This window comes from Afipia sp. MLSD5-FHT05B12, from assembly GCF_058793355.1.
Window position 1 is genome coordinate 1 of record NZ_JBXAFS010000036.1, and the last position, 15,949, is coordinate 15,949.

Annotated in this window: 17 protein-coding genes; 16 read left to right on the plus strand and 1 reads right to left on the minus strand. The window is 62.4% G+C overall.

Annotated features, from left to right (window positions below):
• Window positions 1-227: 227 nt before the first annotated feature.
• The 12 genes from AC1Q6J_RS22700 to AC1Q6J_RS22755 all read left to right on the plus strand — a co-directional run bounded on the left by AC1Q6J_RS22700 (window position 228) and on the right by AC1Q6J_RS22755 (window position 11,051).
• Window positions 228-794 carry a NifU family protein gene (locus tag AC1Q6J_RS22700; RefSeq protein ID WP_492281407.1) on the plus strand — a complete coding sequence of 189 codons (567 nt, stop codon included), beginning with the start codon at window positions 228-230 and terminating at the stop codon, window positions 792-794.
• Between the two features lie 300 nt (window positions 795-1,094).
• Window positions 1,095-1,784, plus strand: a complete 690-nt coding sequence (gene tsaB / locus AC1Q6J_RS22705; RefSeq protein WP_492281408.1) for a tRNA (adenosine(37)-N6)-threonylcarbamoyltransferase complex dimerization subunit type 1 TsaB — start codon at window positions 1,095-1,097, stop codon at window positions 1,782-1,784.
• A gap of 2 nt (window positions 1,785-1,786) precedes the next feature.
• On the plus strand, window positions 1,787-2,293 hold the full coding sequence (rimI, locus tag AC1Q6J_RS22710) for a ribosomal protein S18-alanine N-acetyltransferase (protein ID WP_492281409.1): 507 nt from the start codon (window positions 1,787-1,789) through the stop codon (window positions 2,291-2,293).
• A 205-nt stretch (window positions 2,294-2,498) separates the two neighbouring features.
• The gene (locus AC1Q6J_RS22715) at window positions 2,499-2,963 is read left to right on the plus strand and encodes a Fur family transcriptional regulator (RefSeq protein WP_492281410.1); all 465 of its coding nucleotides are present in this window, start codon (window positions 2,499-2,501) and stop codon (window positions 2,961-2,963) included.
• Entirely contained in the window at window positions 2,960-3,658 is a 699-nt protein-coding gene (locus tag AC1Q6J_RS22720) for an HAD family hydrolase (RefSeq protein WP_492281411.1), read from the plus strand. Before AC1Q6J_RS22715 ends, AC1Q6J_RS22720 begins: the two co-directional genes overlap by 4 nt.
• Window positions 3,659-3,767: 109 nt before the next feature.
• The gene (miaB, locus tag AC1Q6J_RS22725) at window positions 3,768-5,210 is read left to right on the plus strand and encodes a tRNA (N6-isopentenyl adenosine(37)-C2)-methylthiotransferase MiaB (protein ID WP_492281412.1); all 1,443 of its coding nucleotides are present in this window, start codon (window positions 3,768-3,770) and stop codon (window positions 5,208-5,210) included.
• 4 nt (window positions 5,211-5,214) lie between these two features.
• Window positions 5,215-6,270 carry a PhoH family protein gene (locus AC1Q6J_RS22730; RefSeq protein WP_492281413.1) on the plus strand — a complete coding sequence of 352 codons (1,056 nt, stop codon included), beginning with the start codon at window positions 5,215-5,217 and terminating at the stop codon, window positions 6,268-6,270.
• A 55-nt stretch (window positions 6,271-6,325) separates the two neighbouring features.
• Window positions 6,326-6,829: an rRNA maturation RNase YbeY gene (ybeY, locus tag AC1Q6J_RS22735; RefSeq protein ID WP_492281414.1), complete on the plus strand. Its 504-nt coding sequence runs from the start codon at window positions 6,326-6,328 to the stop codon at window positions 6,827-6,829.
• Between the two features lies 1 nt (window position 6,830).
• The gene (locus tag AC1Q6J_RS22740) at window positions 6,831-7,964 is read left to right on the plus strand and encodes a hemolysin family protein (protein WP_492281415.1); all 1,134 of its coding nucleotides are present in this window, start codon (window positions 6,831-6,833) and stop codon (window positions 7,962-7,964) included.
• Window positions 7,961-9,562: an apolipoprotein N-acyltransferase gene (gene lnt / locus AC1Q6J_RS22745; protein WP_492281416.1), complete on the plus strand. Its 1,602-nt coding sequence runs from the start codon at window positions 7,961-7,963 to the stop codon at window positions 9,560-9,562. The genes AC1Q6J_RS22740 and lnt overlap by 4 nt, the downstream gene beginning before the upstream one ends.
• Window positions 9,563-9,792: 230 nt before the next feature.
• A complete protein-coding gene (locus AC1Q6J_RS22750) occupies window positions 9,793-10,209 on the plus strand; it encodes a helix-turn-helix domain-containing protein (RefSeq protein ID WP_492281417.1) in 417 nt (138 codons plus the stop codon).
• Window positions 10,210-10,322: 113 nt separating this feature from the next.
• Window positions 10,323-11,051 carry a tRNA (guanine(46)-N(7))-methyltransferase TrmB gene (locus tag AC1Q6J_RS22755; protein ID WP_492281418.1) on the plus strand — a complete coding sequence of 243 codons (729 nt, stop codon included), beginning with the start codon at window positions 10,323-10,325 and terminating at the stop codon, window positions 11,049-11,051.
• Here the strand turns inward: AC1Q6J_RS22755 and AC1Q6J_RS22760 are convergent.
• Complete coding sequence (locus tag AC1Q6J_RS22760; RefSeq protein WP_492281419.1) at window positions 11,048-12,139, minus strand: DUF2336 domain-containing protein; 1,092 nt, start codon at window positions 12,137-12,139, stop codon at window positions 11,048-11,050. The two genes, AC1Q6J_RS22755 and AC1Q6J_RS22760, sit on opposite strands and share 4 nt — an antisense overlap.
• A 412-nt stretch (window positions 12,140-12,551) precedes the next feature.
• Between AC1Q6J_RS22760 and rimP the strand changes: the two genes are divergently transcribed.
• The 4 genes from rimP to AC1Q6J_RS22780 form a co-directional block, all read left to right on the plus strand.
• Window positions 12,552-13,319 (plus strand): ribosome maturation factor RimP, encoded by a 768-nt coding sequence (rimP, locus tag AC1Q6J_RS22765; RefSeq protein WP_492281420.1) that lies wholly within the window; start codon window positions 12,552-12,554, stop codon window positions 13,317-13,319.
• Between the two features lie 3 nt (window positions 13,320-13,322).
• Window positions 13,323-14,930 carry a transcription termination factor NusA gene (gene nusA / locus AC1Q6J_RS22770; RefSeq protein ID WP_492281421.1) on the plus strand — a complete coding sequence of 536 codons (1,608 nt, stop codon included), beginning with the start codon at window positions 13,323-13,325 and terminating at the stop codon, window positions 14,928-14,930.
• 61 nt (window positions 14,931-14,991) lie between these two features.
• Window positions 14,992-15,675 (plus strand): RNA-binding protein, encoded by a 684-nt coding sequence (locus AC1Q6J_RS22775; protein WP_492281422.1) that lies wholly within the window; start codon window positions 14,992-14,994, stop codon window positions 15,673-15,675.
• A 53-nt stretch (window positions 15,676-15,728) separates the two neighbouring features.
• Window positions 15,729-15,949 (plus strand): translation initiation factor IF-2 associated domain-containing protein (locus tag AC1Q6J_RS22780; RefSeq protein ID WP_492281423.1); only part of this gene is annotated, 221 nt, incomplete at its 3' end.

Below are 15,949 nucleotides of genomic sequence, written 5' to 3' on the forward strand. Positions count from 1 at the left end.
GCCAGGCATCCTTCGAGGCTCGCCGCAAAAGCGGCTCGCACCTCAGGATGACGCCTCACATTCAATGTCGTCCCCGCTTTCGCGAGGCAGCCCGGAACTGATTCCGCTCCCGGAACACCCGCCATGCACCCTTGATCGGGCTGTTTCAGGCGCCATTTGTGCTATAGGAACCGTTCACCCAACCCTGTTCGCGCCGGCCTTGAACCGGCGATGCGCCGGAGAATCAAATGTTTATCCAGACCGAAGCGACCCCCAATCCCGCGACCCTGAAGTTCATTCCCGGCCGTGCCGTGCTCGACAGCGGCACCATGGAATTCACCGACCGTGACTCCGCCACCCGCTCCCCGCTCGCCGAACGGCTGTTCGGTGTGCCGGGTGTCACCGGCGTCTTCTACGGCTCGGATTTCGTGACCGTCACCAAGGACGACAGCGACTGGCAGCACCTCAAGCCGGCGATTCTCGGCGCCATCATGGAACACTACATGTCCGGCGCGCCGCTGCTCGCCGACGGCCAGGTTGCCGACGGCGACGCGCCGCATGCCGAGGAATTCTTCAGCGAGGCCGACACCGAGACGGTCGCGGTCATCAAGGATCTGCTTGAAACCCGGATTCGCCCGGCGGTCGCCGGCGACGGCGGCGACATCACCTTCCGCGGGTTCAAGGACGGCATCGTCTATCTCGACATGAAGGGCTCCTGCGCGGGCTGCCCGTCGTCGACGGCGACACTGAAGCACGGCATTCAGAACCTGCTGAAGCACTTCATCCCGGACGTGGTGGAAGTCCGGCCGATGTGATCGGCCGATTATTAGGATCCTTCCGATACTTTAATTGTCATGGCCGGGCATAGCCGTTCGAAGAACGGCGTCGCTTCCGCTTGCCTATGTCCCGGCCATCCACGTTTTGAGCCACTTCTTTCCCCTCTCCCCTTGTGGGAGAGGGTGCCCGAGTGCAACGAGGGCGGGTGAGGGGTATGGATACGGCAGCGAACCTGATACCCCTCACCCGGCTCAATCTCGCCGTGCTCGATTTCGCCACCCTCTCCCACAAGGGGAGAGGGAAAGAAAACAGCAGACGCCTTTGATAGACTGACCTCTATGATCGTTCTCGCCATCGATACCGCGCTGGATTTCTGCGCCGCCGCCGTGCTGGATGCCGCTACAAAAGCGGTCATCGCGCAGGAAACGCTGGAGATGAAGCGCGGCCATGCCGAGGCGCTGATGCCGCTGATCGCCCGCGTCATGACCGCGTCGGGCCTGAGCTATCTCGAACTCGACCGCATCGCCGTCACCACCGGCCCCGGCAGCTTTACGGGTCTGCGCGTCGGTATCTCGGCGGCGCGCGGCATCGGCCTTGCCGCCGACAAGCCGGTGATCGGCCTCACCACCCTGTCGGCCTATGTCGCGCCTCTGGTCGCGGAAAAGCAGGAACATCCGATCATCGCCGCGATCGATGCCCGGCATGACCATGTCTACTTTCAGGTCGTCGCGGGCAACGGAGCGGCCCTGATGCGGCCGGCGGTAGTGCCGATCGAGGATACTTTCGCGGCGTCGCGCTTTGGCGCGTTGCGCATGGTCGGCAACGCGGCGCAACTGCTGGCGGATCGCTGGCCGCGGAATGTCCCGGCACCCGTGCTGGTCGATCCAAGACCGGGCCCTGACATTACCTGGGTCGCATGGATCGGAGCGGCGACTGACCCTGGCTCCGCACCGGCGAAGCCGTTTTATCTGCGCGCGCCCGACGCCAAGCCGAAAGCCGGCTACGCGCTGCCGGACACCCGGGCCTAGCCATGCCGCGCGTTCCCGCATTTCTGTCCCGCATGTTTCCGAAACTGTTCGGACGCACCGCCCCCACGGTCGAGCCTGCGAATCTTCGCGATGCGCCACAGCTGTCGCAATTGCATCGCGCCTCGTTTCATCGCGGCTGGGGCACGGACGAATTCGAACAGATCCTGATCGAGCGCAATGCCCTCGCTCACCGGCTGCGGCTCGGCGGATCGACCATCGGATTTATCGTATCGCGGACCGCCGCCGACGAAGCGGAGATTCTCTCTGTTGCGGTGGCTCAAAAGCATCGCGGGCGCGGCTTCTCGCGCGACCTGCTGCGCACCCATCTCGGACATCTCGCGGGGCATGGCCTGAAAACCGTGTTTCTCGAAGTCGAGGAAAACAACCGCCCTGCCCGAGCGCTTTATGAACGCGCCGGCTTCCGCGTCGTCGGGCGCCGCGAACGGTACTACAAGGATGCCGGCGGCGAACAATTGAACGCCGTGGTGATGCAACGAGACTTGTCGTAAGCTGCGGCTGGTGGCAAAACACGCTAGTGTGGTGGTTCGCAAGTCCGCAACATTTTCTCAGCACGTCCATTTGCGGACTTGAGAACCAAAACCACACTAGAACTATAGATTCTAGTGTCCTTTTGAATCCGAAGTTCGCTATGGAACGCGCCGCAAAAGCAGGCGAATTTCGGATTCAGGACACTAGCGCATACCGGGACCTGTCATGACAGCTCTGAAATCCATGCCCACAGGCAAGCATACGGATATCGAGAAGCGCTGCGCCGCAGCCGGCATGCGCATGACCGACCAGCGCCGTGTCATCGCGCGCGTGCTCGCCGAGGCCATGGACCATCCCGACGTCGAGGAACTTTACCGGCGCTGCGTCGCGGTCGATGACAAGATTTCGATTTCGACGGTCTATCGCACCGTCAAGCTGTTCGAGGACGCCGGCATCATCGAACGTCATGATTTCCGCGAGGGCCGCGCCCGCTACGAGCAGGTGCCGGAGAGCCATCACGACCATCTCATCAACCTGCGCGACGGCAAGGTGATCGAATTCACCTCCGAAGAAATCGAAAAGCTCCAGACCGAAATCGCGCGCAAGCTCGGCTACAAGCTGGTCGATCACCGGCTGGAGCTTTATTGCGTGCCATTGGACGAAAAGACTCGGGACGACGACAAGTCTTGAGTACACCGTCTCCTTTCGGCCTCGTCATCTTCGATTGCGACGGCGTACTCGTCGACAGCGAAGCGCTGGCGTGCGTGGTCCATGCCGAGGTGCTGACGGAGCACGGCTACACGATCTCCGCCGCGCAGGTGCATGAGCGTTTCCTCGGGCGTTCGGCGCGCGAGGCACGGCTTGAAGTTGAAACCGAACTTGGCCGCGCTTTTCCCGATTCCTATACGGCGCAACTGAGGGCGACGATCGACCGCGTGTTCGGCGAGCAACTGGCGCCCGTTCCACACATCTTCGAAACGCTGGATCGATTATCCCAGCGCATCTGTGTGGCGTCGTCCGGCACACCGACCCGAATTCGAAGCAGCCTCGGCACCACCGGGCTGCTCGGCCGCTTCGACCCGCACCTGTTCTCCGCGATGCAGGTCGAGCGCGGCAAGCCCGCGCCGGACCTGTTTCTGTTTGCCGCAGCACAGATGAATACGCCGCCGGCACGATGCGTCGTGATCGAGGACAGCGTGCCCGGCGCCACTGCCGCGCACGCCGCCGGTATGACCGTGGTCGGATTTACCGGCGGCAGCCACTGCCGGCCCGGCGACGCAGACCGGCTGAGGGTGGCGGGCGCCGCCATTGTCATCGGCGACATGCGCGAATTGCCCGGCCTGATCGCGCGGAACCTCGATCATGCTGAAATAACAGCCATTTAGAGCGGTTTTGGGCGCCACGGAGGCGGCGCAATCGCTGGATTTCGCCGCCCTTTATCTATATCTGAAGCGCGAGAGAGCGGCCCGGAGCGCCGCCAGACCCAAGGTTTCGATGACCGCGCCGCGCAAGCTGCACATCAAGTCATACGGCTGTCAGATGAATGTCTACGATGCGCAGCGCATGGTAGACACGCTCGCGCCTGAGGGATTCGTCGAAACGGCCAGCGCCGACGACGCCGATCTTGTGATCCTCAACACATGTCACATCCGCGAGAAAGCATCCGAGAAAGTCTATTCGGAACTTGGACGCCTGCGCACCGCCAAGATTGAGGCCGCACGCAATGGCCGCGAGATGAAGATCGCGGTGGCCGGATGCGTCGCGCAGGCCGAAGGCAGCGAGATCATCCGCCGCGCACCTGTCGTCGATGTCGTGGTCGGCCCGCAGAGCTATCATCATCTGCCGCAACTGCTGGCGAAAGCGAAGACCGATGGCCGCGCCGTCGAGACGGAATTTCCGGTCGAGGACAAGTTCGCGGCATTGCCAGATCCGAAACCGGCGGCAATCCGCGCGCGGGGAATCTCGTCCTTCGTCACAGTGCAGGAAGGCTGTGACAAGTTCTGCACCTTCTGCGTGGTGCCTTATACGCGCGGCATGGAGGTGTCGCGTCCGGTGGCGCGCATCGTCGACGACGTGAAGCGCCTCGCGGACAACGGCGTGCGCGAGATCACGCTGATCGGCCAGAACGTCAACGCGTTTCATGGCGACGGCGGCAATAGCGAGCCTTGGTCGCTCGGCAGGCTTCTTCACCGGCTCGCGGACGTGCCGGGCATCGTGCGGCTGCGCTACTCGACCAGCCATCCCCGCGATGTCGACGACGCGCTGATCGAAGCCCACCGGGATATTCCCGCCGTCATGCCGTTCGTGCATCTGCCGGTGCAATCCGGCTCCGACCGCATTCTGGAAGCGATGAACCGCAAGCATACCGCCGCCGATTACGTCCGCACCGTGGAGCGGTTCCGCAAGGTGCGCGAAGACATTGCATTTTCATCGGATTTTATTGTCGGTTTTCCTGGTGAAACCGAGGAAGATTTTTCCGCAACACTCGCGCTGGTTCGCCAAATCAGCTACGCTGGCGCCTATTCGTTCAAGTATTCGCCCCGGCCCGGAACACCGGCCGCGGACATGCAGGAGACGGTCACGACCGTATCTGTACAGAACAAGGTGATGGACGAGCGATTGGCGCTGCTCCAGGAGTTGATCGACAGCCAGCAGGCTGCCTTCAACGCGGCAGTGATCGGCAAGACGGTCGACGTGCTGTTCGAGCGCGCTGCGCGCAATCCCGGTCAGATCGTCGGCCGCACCGCTTACCTGCAACCCGCTCACGTCATGGCGTCGCCCGACATTATCGGCCAGGTGCTGCCCGTCGCCGTCGACAGCCTCGAGCGTTACAGCCTGATCGGCGCACTCGCCGATACAGCCGCTTCCCCCGTCCCGTCACTTAAAACCTCCCAGCCCGCCAATACTTCCTCGTCAGCCATGACCACCGGAGCCTGAACCCTTGCCAAAAAGCGCATCGGATTCGCCGACACTCGCCCCTGGCCGCAAAAACGACCGAGACATTCCAACACCGCACGAAGCCCAGATCGTTGTCGCCTTCGATGACAACGGCGCGGCCTCCGCACTGGTCGGTCCCTACGGACAAAATCTTGCTTTGATCGAGCGCCGTCTCGGCGTCGTCGCCGACTCGCGCGGCAATCACATCACCGTCGCCGGATCGCGCGACGGCTGCGACGCCGCGCGGCGCGTGCTTGAAATGCTCTACGAACAGGCGGTCCGCGGACACGATATCGCTCAGGGCGATGTCGAAGGCGCCATCCGCGCCGTGATCGCGCAAGGCTCGCTGTTCGAATTCGATCCAAAGACCGCCAAGTCGCAGTTCGAGGAAATCAATCTGCGCAAGCGTCCGGTGCGTGCGCGCACCGCCGCGCAGGACTCCTACATTCGCGCGCTGAAGCGGCATGAACTGGTGTTCGGCATCGGCCCCGCCGGCACCGGCAAGACATGGCTCGCCGTGGCGCAGGCTTGTCAATTGTTCGAGCGCAAGGAAGTCGACCGCATCATCCTGTCGCGGCCCGCTGTGGAGGCAGGCGAACGGCTTGGATTTCTGCCCGGCGACATGCGTGAAAAGGTCGATCCATACTTAAGGCCGATCTACGACGCACTGTATGATCTGATGGACTCGCGCATTGTCGAGCGCGGCCTGCAAAGCGGCGAGATCGAAATCGCGCCGCTGGCCTTTATGCGTGGCCGCACCCTGACCAACGCGGCTATCATTCTGGATGAGGCGCAAAATACCACATCGATGCAGATGAAGATGTTCCTGACGCGTCTCGGCGAGAACAGCCGCATGATCATCACCGGCGATCCGAGCCAGGTCGACCTGCCCAACGGCCAGCCATCGGGGCTGGCGGAAGCCGCCAAGCTGCTCGACGGGGTCGAAGGCATAGCTCAGGTGAGATTCCAGGCTCAGGACGTAATCCGTCATGAACTGGTGGCGCGGATCGTCGCCGCGTATGAAGGCGTGCCGAAGCAATCCGGCACCGGCAAGCCTTGATGCACATCAATGAACCCGAACAGGCCGAGCGCTAATTGCAACCAAGATTTTTGACATGACGTCCGCCAACATTCCCGCGACCGAGGTGCTTGTCACGGCCGACTGCTGGAACCGCGAAAGCGGCGTGGAGACGACGATCCATCGCGCTATCGAAACAGCGGCCACGATGGTCGACGCCGATACGGCCGACGCCGAGCTTGCGATCATGCTGACCGATGATGCCGGCATTCGCATCCTCAACAAGAACTGGCGCGACATCGACAAGCCGACCAACGTACTGTCATTTCCTGCGCTGCAATCGGAGCGCGCCGATGGCGACGCGCCGCGCATGCTCGGTGATATTGCAATCTCCTACGAGACCACGCGCAGCGAAGCTGACGCCGAACACAAGCTGTTCGATCACCATCTCAGCCATCTGGCGGTGCATGGCTTCCTGCATCTGATCGGCTACGATCACGAAAACGATAACGACGCCGAGATCATGGAAGGTCTCGAGCGTGATATTCTTGCGCAGCTCGGGATCCCCGATCCTTACGCGCATGACGATCAGGTGAACTAAAGTGCCCAGCTCCCTAGCCGACAAATCCGACAGCGATCCCTCCGAGACGCCGCGACCGGGCAATCTGCCGGTGCCCGTCCAGCAGGTCGAGGTGCTGCGCCCGTCGTCGGAGCTATGGCTTATCCGCGCACTGCGCACGCTGTTCGGATGGAAAGCAGGATCGGCCCGCGCAGACCTTCAGGTGGTGCTTGACGCCACCGCCCCGGATGAAACCAGCTTCACCACGATCGAGCGCACCATGCTGCGCAATATCCTGGGCCTGCATGAACGGCGCATTGCCGATGTCATGGTGCCGCGCGGCGATATCGTCGCGGTCAAGCGGGATATTTCACTGGGCGAGCTGATGAGCCTGTTCGAAAGCGCCGCTCATTCGCGTCTCGTGGTCTACAACGACACTCTCGACGACCCTGAGGGCTTCGTTCATATCCGCGACCTGCTCGCATTCATGACCTCGAAGGCGAAGGTGGCCGATGAGGTCAACGCCAAGCGCAAGAAGCCGTTCCCGGCGGGACTCGATCTGCGCTCGGTCGATCTGCGCATGAAGTTGTCCGAGGCCAACATCATGCGCAAGCTGATCTACGTTCCACCATCAATGCCGGCCATCGACTTGCTGGCGCAGATGCAGGCGACGCGCATCCATCTGGCCCTGGTCGTCGACGAGTATGGCGGCACCGACGGCCTGGTATCGATCGAGGATATCGTCGAACAGGTGGTCGGTGAGATTGACGATGAGCACGACAGCGACGAGACGCCGTCCGTGGTCCGGCAATCCGACGGGTCCTTTATCGCCGACGCGCGCGCCAGCCTTGAAGATGTGCAATCCGTGGTCGGAGAGGAGTTCGACACCGGCGAAGCGGGCGAGGATGTCGATACGCTCGGCGGCTATCTCGTCACTCAGGTCGGCCGCCTGCCGGTGCGCGGTGAAATCATTTCGGGACCGGGCGACTTCGAGATCGAAGTACTCGACGCCGATCCCCGGCGCGTCAAGCGCGTGCGGATCGGAACGCAGAAGGATCGCTCCAATCTGCGTCATCGGGAGTTGCGCCGCAGGGAAGCTGCGAACGATGCCGCGCAGGCCCAGGCCAACGACAACACCAATCCGGCTTCATCCAGCGACGGCGCCGGCAATCGATGACATCCTCCCGCGTACTCATCTCCGGCATCATCCTGTCATGGGGATGGAAGCGCGCGATGATCGCGCTCGTCGCGGGCGCTCTGTCGGCACTGGCGATGGCGCCCTTCAACGCGTGGCCGGTTTTGTTCCTGACAATTCCGGCCGCGGTCTGGCTGATCGACGGCGCGGGCGCTGGACGCCTCGGCGGCATTCCCGCCGCAGCGCTGACCGGCTGGTGGTTCGGCTTCGGCTATTTCCTCGCGGGACTCTATTGGGTCGGGTACGCCTTCCTCGTCGATGCGCAGACCTTCGCCTGGCTGCTTCCGGTCGCGGTCATGGGCTTGCCGGCGGGGCTGGCGCTGTTCATGGCCTTCGGCTTCGCGCTCGCAAGGCTGATCTGGACGCCGGATTCGTTTCGCATTCTGAGTCTCGCCTGCGCGCTCACGGCCAGCGAATGGCTGCGCGGACATATCCTGACCGGCTTTCCCTGGAATGCATTCGGCTATGCCCTGACCGAACCGCTGGCGCTCGCGCAAAGCGCCTCGCTGGTCGGGCTGTGGGGTTTGACGTTTATCGCTGTCGCCGTATTCGCATCTCCCGCGGTTCTGATTGACGACCCGCACGTCACGCGCCGTCCGTGGGTCCCGCTCGTTGCTTCGCTGCTCGTGCTTGCCGCGATGGGCGGCTACGGCGCGGTCAGGCTTGCGAGCCGGCCGACGCAATTCGCCGACAAGGTGAAACTGCGGCTGATGCAGCCGAACCTGCAGCAGGATGTGAAGTTCAACTACGCTGCGAAGCAGATGGTGATGGACAAGTATCTGTCGCTGTCGGATCGCGCGACCGGCCCGCAGTCCAGCGGCGTGCGCGACTCCACCATCCTGATCTGGCCAGAATCTGCGTTTCCGTTTTTCCTGACGCGCGAGGCCGACGCCATGGCGCAGATCGCGAACCTGCTGCCGCCGGGTACGGTGCTGGTCACCGGTGCGATCCGCCCGCCCGATCAGCCCGCCGGAACGCAAATCACGCGTGCCTACAATTCGATTTATGTCATCGATCACGATGGAACCATCCTGTCGATGTACGACAAGCTGCATCTGGTTCCATTCGGCGAATACCTGCCGTTCCAGTCCGCGATGGAAAAACTCGGCTTCGTGCAGATCACCAAGGTGCGCGGCGGGTTCATTCCGGGCGACCGGCGGCGGACCATGGCGGTGCCGAATGCACCACGCATGTTGCCCTTGATCTGCTACGAGGCGATCTTCCCGGGCGACATCGTTCCGGGCGATGACCGTCCCGGCTGGATCGTCAACCTGACCAACGACGGATGGTTCGGCATCTCGACGGGCCCCTACCAGCATCTGCAACAGGCCCGCTTGCGGGCCGTTGAAGAGGGTCTTCCCATCGTCCGCTCCGCGAACACAGGCATCTCCGCCGTGATCGATCCGTTCGGCCGCATCGTTGCGCAACTGGGACTTGGCGCCGAGGGCGTACTCGATTCAGCCTTGCCCAAGCCAACGGCACCGACGTTGTTCTCGCGCGTTCGGGATATGCCGGTGGCGCTGGCGGTCGCATTGTCGACCGTCATCGTCATTCGCCGCCGCGCGAAACAAAAGTCCTGACATCACAGTATCTGTTCCGGTGCGCGGTATTTCTGGACATCTGTCCAGACGTCGAACGCACTTCGAGGGGGTCAATTGGCCTCAATGCGGTCACAGGGTTTAACCTAAATTCTTCATCACAGACGCGACAAGGATTTGACGATGCTGGCGCAAGAAGCGTATTCCGGTTCAGTCATCGCGGACAGGTTCACCATCGTTTCCAAACCATGCCGATGACGCGGAGCTTGTAGATGACGACCAAGGCGCCCAATCCTGTTGACAAGTATGTTGGCAGCCGCGTGCGCATGCGCCGGATCATGCTTGGCATGAGCCAGGAAAAACTCGGCGAAGCGCTCGGCCTGACATTCCAGCAGGTGCAGAAATACGAGAAGGGCACCAACCGCATCGGCGCAAGCCGGCTGCAGCAAATCTCGGATATTCTTCAGGTGCCGGTCTCCTTCTTGTTCGAAGGCGGCCCGGCCGGCCCGAACGCGCTGGCAGGATTGAGCGAGGCGCAGTCCCCCGCCTATGTTTCGGATTTTCTCGCAACCTCCGAGGGGCTGGCGCTGACCCGTGCTTTCACGCGAATTACAGATGCCAAGCTCCGCCGCAGCATTGTGGAACTCGTCGAGCAGATGGCCGCGCGCGAACAGGCCGACCCCACATAGGCTTGCGGGCACTCACGAGCGCACGGACCGGCAGGGGCGCCAGTCGCCTCCATGAACGATTTCAGCCAGATCGCCCCGCGATAAACGATGGATTGCTCAGGCCGGTGAACGCGATGTCAGCGAACGATACGACCCCATCACGCGGACAAAATGTCGAACACGGTCACGGTTCGTTTTTCGGCCGGCGCAAGGGACACAAGCTCCGCAATCACCAGGCCGACCTGATCGAAAATCTTCTGCCGCATCTCGCGCTGGATCTGGGTCGCGCGGATGCCTCCGATCCAGCTTCGCTGTTCCAGGCGCCTGTCGACGAGATGCGCCTCGAGATCGGATTCGGCGGCGGTGAACACCTGATCGCGGAGGCGCTCGCGTTTCCGCGGACCGGCTTCATCGGCTGCGAACCCTACGTCAACGGCATGGCGAAAATTCTTGCGCAGATCGAGGCGCATAATATCGGGAATATCCGCCTGTTCGCAGGCGACGCGGCCGAGCTTCTTGCCTGGGCTCAACCGTCGAGCTTTGCGCGTATCGATCTCATTCATCCCGATCCGTGGCCGAAGCGGCGGCACTGGAAGCGCCGCTTCGTGCAGGATGCAACCGTCGCCGGGATGTCGCGCATCCTCAAAAGAAACGGCGAGTTTCGCTTCGTCTGCGACATCGACGACTACTGTGCATGGACCTTGATGCACATGCAGCGCTCCGCGGACTTCGTCTGGACAGCGGAGCGGGCCGATGATTGGCGTTTGCCGTGGCCGAATTACACGATGACACGTTATGGGAAAAAGGCTGACCGCGAAGGACGCAAGGCCGTCTATCTCATCTTTCGGCGCGCAGGCGCCTAGGCCGACAAACCCTTGTCGCGCAGCCGCCAGAAGGTCAGAACGCGCTGCGCCGTCGCGGGCGACAAGCGCTCATAGTTGATGCGGGCTTCTTCGATGTCCGGCCCGGAAGGCACACGCCCCGGTCCCAGACGCAGCACCACCAGAGCCCTCACCGTCGCCCATTCCAGCCCGATGGATTTTCCAAGAAGCAGAATGGGGTCGTAGCGATCGCCAAGCATCAATTGATGCACCACCGACAGCCGCATGCCTGTCAACGCCGCGAGCGCAGCGACCGATTCCTCGTATTTGTGCTGCCTGGCGAAGCCAAGCAGTGCCGCCTCGTTAAGCTCTCCCGCCTGATGCAGCGCCAGAATGGCGCGCTGGGCCGGCTCGAAATCCCGCGTCTGCGGCTGCGTTTTCGGCGCGCCGGAAATCTCGATCATCGCCTGATTGATCGCCGCCTTCTGCTTCGGCTTCGCCGAATCAAACATTCGGCGGCGGACGAGATCGACTGACTTTGCCAGCAGCTGTTTCAGCGACGCCGTCGGAAGATCCTCGCGCTGGCCGACAGTCAGCGCCAGCATGCCATCGTCGGTGGCGCGCTTGACCAGCCCCGAATAGCCGGACTCGGAGAATTCCGCACCGGTGTTGGCCGCCACGCTGCGCACAACTTCGCGGTCACCGCGGCGGACGATCACATCGGTCACGGACGGAGACAGCGCCGGGCGCCCCGAAATCGCCGCCAGATGTTCCTGGCCCTTGGCGCGCGCGATTTCAACGAGCGTGGGATCGTCGAGCAGCGGCGACCGGCTCAGGATCGGACCGGCGATCTTGATTTCGTTTTCGCGGGCCAGTTGCTTCACCAGCGTCGGCGGGGCGTTATCCAACTTGGACAGCCGCTCCGCCAGCTCCACGCGCGTCTCGATTTCGGTGGCCGGCACCAGCCCGACCAGAATGTCGTCGAACAGCGCGATATGCTGGGTCTCGAAATGCGCCGCACCTTGCAGAAAAAGGTCGGAAATCCGCTCAATCGCCGCCGCCCGCTTTTCAGCGGTGCCGTTTTTGACGATCTCATCGAGCTCCGGAATCAGGGAAAAGGCAGCTGCCATGCGCATCTCTGGTTGCAGCTGGCACGGCGGTTTTACCGCAGGCCCAGAAGCATTTGGGACTGTAGGTTACGCCAGATGAACGAACGGTTAGCCGGAAGGGTCGCTTTGAGGACAGATGCGTTAAATGCGGCGGTGCTGACGTCCGGATGCCGGCAATTTGGCCATAAGACCATACGCTCTTTCAACAAATCGGCGCTTTGCCGGCCACAAAACGGGTTCCGCAATCGTTCCGGCCTCGCGGGAAGCCCTTGCCGCACAGGCCAAAAACGTCTATATCCGCCGCAACTGATAAATTCTCATACGCACACGTAGGAGAGTGGGCCCCGCGGGACCCGCTCTTTTTTATTACCTGATGGCCGCTGCCGCACGCAGCGGCGGGCCGACAACCATAAGAGCACTTTTGACCCTGGATATGAGCGACCCTGCCGACGTTGCCGTTGACACCGAACTGCTTGCCGAACCGCGCCTCGTGGTCGAGCCAGGCGTCGGCGCGCGTGTGTCCGCGGTTGCAACGCCGGTGTTGCAGGGCATGGGCTACCGGCTGGTGCGGATCAAGGTCACGGCCGAAGCCGGCTGCACGGTGCAGATCATGGCGGAGCGGCCCGACGGCACCATGCTGATCGAGGATTGCGAGGCGATCTCGAAAGCGTTGTCGCCGGTCATGGACATCGCCGATCCGATCCAGCGCGCTTACCGGCTGGAAATTTCATCGCCCGGCATCGACCGGCCGCTGGTCCGCCGCACCGATTTCGAGCGCTACGCCGGTCATCTGGTGAAAATCGAAATGGGCGTGCCGCATGAAGGCCGCAAGCGTTTTCGCGGAAAGCTTGGCGGCGTCGAGGGCAACGGCATCCGAATTATTCGCGACGACGTGCGCGCCGATCAGGACCCCAGTGTGCTGCTGACAATGGAAGATATCGCCAGCGCGAATCTTGTTCTGACCGACGAGCTGATCGCGGAATCCATGCGCCGGGGCAAATCGGCGGCACGCGAAATACGTGAAGATCTGGGCCTTGCGCCGCCTCCGCCCGAGCATGCGAAGAAGGCCCGGGCCGAACTTCCGATATCGAAAAGCTTCAAGCCGAAACCGAAGCCCAAGCCCAAGAACACCAAGGAACACCGCCTCGCCGCCGAAAAGAAAAAGCGCGCAGGCATATCGGACCACCACGAAGGAGACTGAGCCATGGCCGCTGTCAGCGCCAATAAACTCGAATTGCTGCAGATCGCCGACGCCGTCGCACGCGAAAAGTCGATCGACCGCTCGATCGTGATCGCGGCGATGGAGGACGCCATCGCCAAGGCGGCTCGCGCCCGCTACGGCTCCGAGACCGACGTGCATGCCGAGATCGACGCCAAGAAGGGCGAGCTGCGGCTGTCGCGCCACATGCTTGTTGTCGAGCAGGTCGAAAACTCATCGAACCAGATTTCGCTGAAGGATGCGCAGCGCGCCAATCCCGGCGCACAGATCGGCGACACCATCGCCGACACGCTGCCTCCGCTGGAATATGGCCGCATCGCCGCCCAGTCTGCCAAGCAGGTCATCGTGCAGAAGGTTCGTGAGGCCGAGCGTGACCGGCAGTATCAGGAATTCAAGGATCGCATCGGCGAGATCGTCAACGGTGTCGTCAAGCGCGTCGAATACGGCAGCGTCATTGTCGATCTCGGCCGCGGCGAAGCCATCGTGCGGCGCGACGAAATGCTGCCGCGCGAAGTGTTTCGCAATGGCGACCGCGTCCGCTCCTATATCTTCGATGTCCGCCGCGAAACCCGCGGACCGCAGATCTTCCTGTCCCGCACCCATCCGCAGTTCATGGCGAAGCTGTTCGCGCAGGAAGTTCCCGAAATCTATGACGGCATCGTCGAGATCAAGGCCGTGGCCCGCGATCCGGGTTCCCGCGCGAAGATCGGCGTGATCTCGCGCGACTCCTCGGTCGATCCGGTCGGCGCCTGCGTCGGTATGCGCGGCTCGCGCGTGCAGGCCGTGGTGAACGAATTGCAGGGCGAGAAGATCGACATCATTCCGTGGTCGCCCGATATCGCAACCTTCGTCGTCAACGCGCTGGCGCCCGCCGAAGTGGCGAAAGTCGTGATCGACGAAGACCGCGAGCGCATTGAAGTCGTGGTGCCCGATACCCAACTATCCCTTGCGATCGGCCGCCGCGGGCAGAACGTGCGTCTCGCTTCGCAGCTCACCGGCTGGGACATCGACATTCTGACCGAGCAGGAAGAATCGGAGCGCCGCCAGGCCGACTTCGAAAATTCCACCCGCGTCTTCATGGAAGCCCTCAACGTCGACGAAGTCGTCGGCCAGTTGCTGGCGTCCGAAGGCTTCGGTTCGGTCGAGGATCTGGCGCTGGTGGATCCACGGGAACTCACCAGCATCGAGGGTTTCGACGAGGAAACCGCCAACGAGCTGCAAAGCCGTGCCCGCGAATATCTTGAACAGCTCGAGGCAGAACTCGAGGCGAAGCGAAAGGAACTGGGCGTGGAAGACGCTTTGACGACTGTGCCAGGCGTAACCGCCAAGATGCTTGTGAAATTCGGCGAGAACGACATCAAGACCGTCGAGGATCTGGCCGGCTGCGCCACCGACGATCTGGTCGGCTGGGTGGAACGCAAGGATGGCGAGATCACCAAGCACGCGGGCATTCTCGATGCCAACGAGACGTCGCGCGAAGATGCGGAAGCCCTGATCATGCAGGCCCGTGTCGTCGCCGGCTGGATCACCGAAGCAGATCTCGCAAAGCCGGCCGACGAGGCTCCCGCCGAAGACCATTCGGCTCAGGCATAAAGTGTGACGCGGTTTTCGGACAACATCATGCTTTTCAAGAGCTAAAGGAAATGACCCGCGCATGCTTGCCATCGCTGATCACGCAGATCTCGACAACGGACCCCGGACAAAATCCGGGACCGAGCGGATGTGCGCGGTCACGCGGCAGGTTGCGCCGATCGATGATCTGATCCGCTTCGTCCTCTCCCCCACCGGTGAAACCGTTCCCGACCTGAAGCGCAAGCTGCCGGGGCGCGGGCTATGGGTGTCGCTGTCTCATGCCACTGTCGCTGAAGCCGCCCGGCGCAATGTGTTTGCGCGGAGCTTCAAGCGTGACGTGCAGGTGTCGAAAACCCTGGCCGACGATGTCGAGCGCATGATGGTCCGGGGGGTGTCCGAAGCCCTCGCCATGGCCGCGAAAGCAGGTCAGGTCACTTCAGGATTTTCCAAGGTTGAAGGCGCCATCGAGGGGCGGCAGGCGGTCGCCCTGATCCACGCCAGCGACGGTGCTCCGGACGGAATCCGCAAGCTGAATGCCAAATTGGCCGCCGTAATGCGGGAAAACGGCACGGAATCAGCGGATTTTCCCGTTATCAGCGTCCTGACCACCGATGAATTGGATTTGGCACTTGGGCGGGCAAATGTGGTACATGCTGCCCTGCTCGCGGGCCCGGCAAGCAAGACCTTCCTCGCACGTTGCCAGACGCTCTCCCGATTTCGGGGGACGGGTGGCGATCACGATGGCGGGATCGATCAGAACAACTAGGGCATTGCCGTCAGACGCGGCATGCGAGCAACGAACGAGATTGGGACTGTTGAATGGCTGATACGAAGAATCCTGGCGATAAGCCGCTGAGCGTCGGTGCGAAAACTCTGTCGCTGAAGCCGCGCACAGAGACCGGCGTCGTGCGCCAGAGTTTCAGTCACGGCCGCACCAAGCAGGTGGTGGTCGAGAAGAAAACCAAGCGCCGCCTTGCCGGCGATCCAGCGCCCGAAGCAGCGCCCGCTGCGCCGGCCCCCATCGCGGCACCTCCGAAGGC

Excerpts from the sequence above, each read along its gene's own strand:
- AC1Q6J_RS22700 (WP_492281407.1), top strand. The coding sequence starts at position 228 with ATGTTTATCCAGACCGAAGCGACCCCCAATCCCGCGACCCTGAAGTTC.
- tsaB (WP_492281408.1), top strand. The coding sequence starts at position 1,095 with ATGATCGTTCTCGCCATCGATACCGCGCTGGATTTCTGCGCCGCCGCC.
- rimI (WP_492281409.1), top strand. The coding sequence starts at position 1,787 with ATGCCGCGCGTTCCCGCATTTCTGTCCCGCATGTTTCCGAAACTGTTC.
- AC1Q6J_RS22715 (WP_492281410.1), top strand. The coding sequence starts at position 2,499 with ATGACAGCTCTGAAATCCATGCCCACAGGCAAGCATACGGATATCGAG.
- miaB (WP_492281412.1), top strand. The coding sequence starts at position 3,768 with ATGACCGCGCCGCGCAAGCTGCACATCAAGTCATACGGCTGTCAGATG.
- ybeY (WP_492281414.1), top strand. The coding sequence starts at position 6,326 with ATGACGTCCGCCAACATTCCCGCGACCGAGGTGCTTGTCACGGCCGAC.
- lnt (WP_492281416.1), top strand. The coding sequence starts at position 7,961 with ATGACATCCTCCCGCGTACTCATCTCCGGCATCATCCTGTCATGGGGA.
- AC1Q6J_RS22750 (WP_492281417.1), top strand. The coding sequence starts at position 9,793 with ATGACGACCAAGGCGCCCAATCCTGTTGACAAGTATGTTGGCAGCCGC.
- AC1Q6J_RS22755 (WP_492281418.1), top strand. The coding sequence starts at position 10,323 with ATGTCAGCGAACGATACGACCCCATCACGCGGACAAAATGTCGAACAC.
- AC1Q6J_RS22760 (WP_492281419.1), bottom strand. The coding sequence starts at position 12,139 with ATGGCAGCTGCCTTTTCCCTGATTCCGGAGCTCGATGAGATCGTCAAA.
- rimP (WP_492281420.1), top strand. The coding sequence starts at position 12,552 with ATGAGCGACCCTGCCGACGTTGCCGTTGACACCGAACTGCTTGCCGAA.
- nusA (WP_492281421.1), top strand. The coding sequence starts at position 13,323 with ATGGCCGCTGTCAGCGCCAATAAACTCGAATTGCTGCAGATCGCCGAC.
- AC1Q6J_RS22775 (WP_492281422.1), top strand. The coding sequence starts at position 14,992 with ATGCTTGCCATCGCTGATCACGCAGATCTCGACAACGGACCCCGGACA.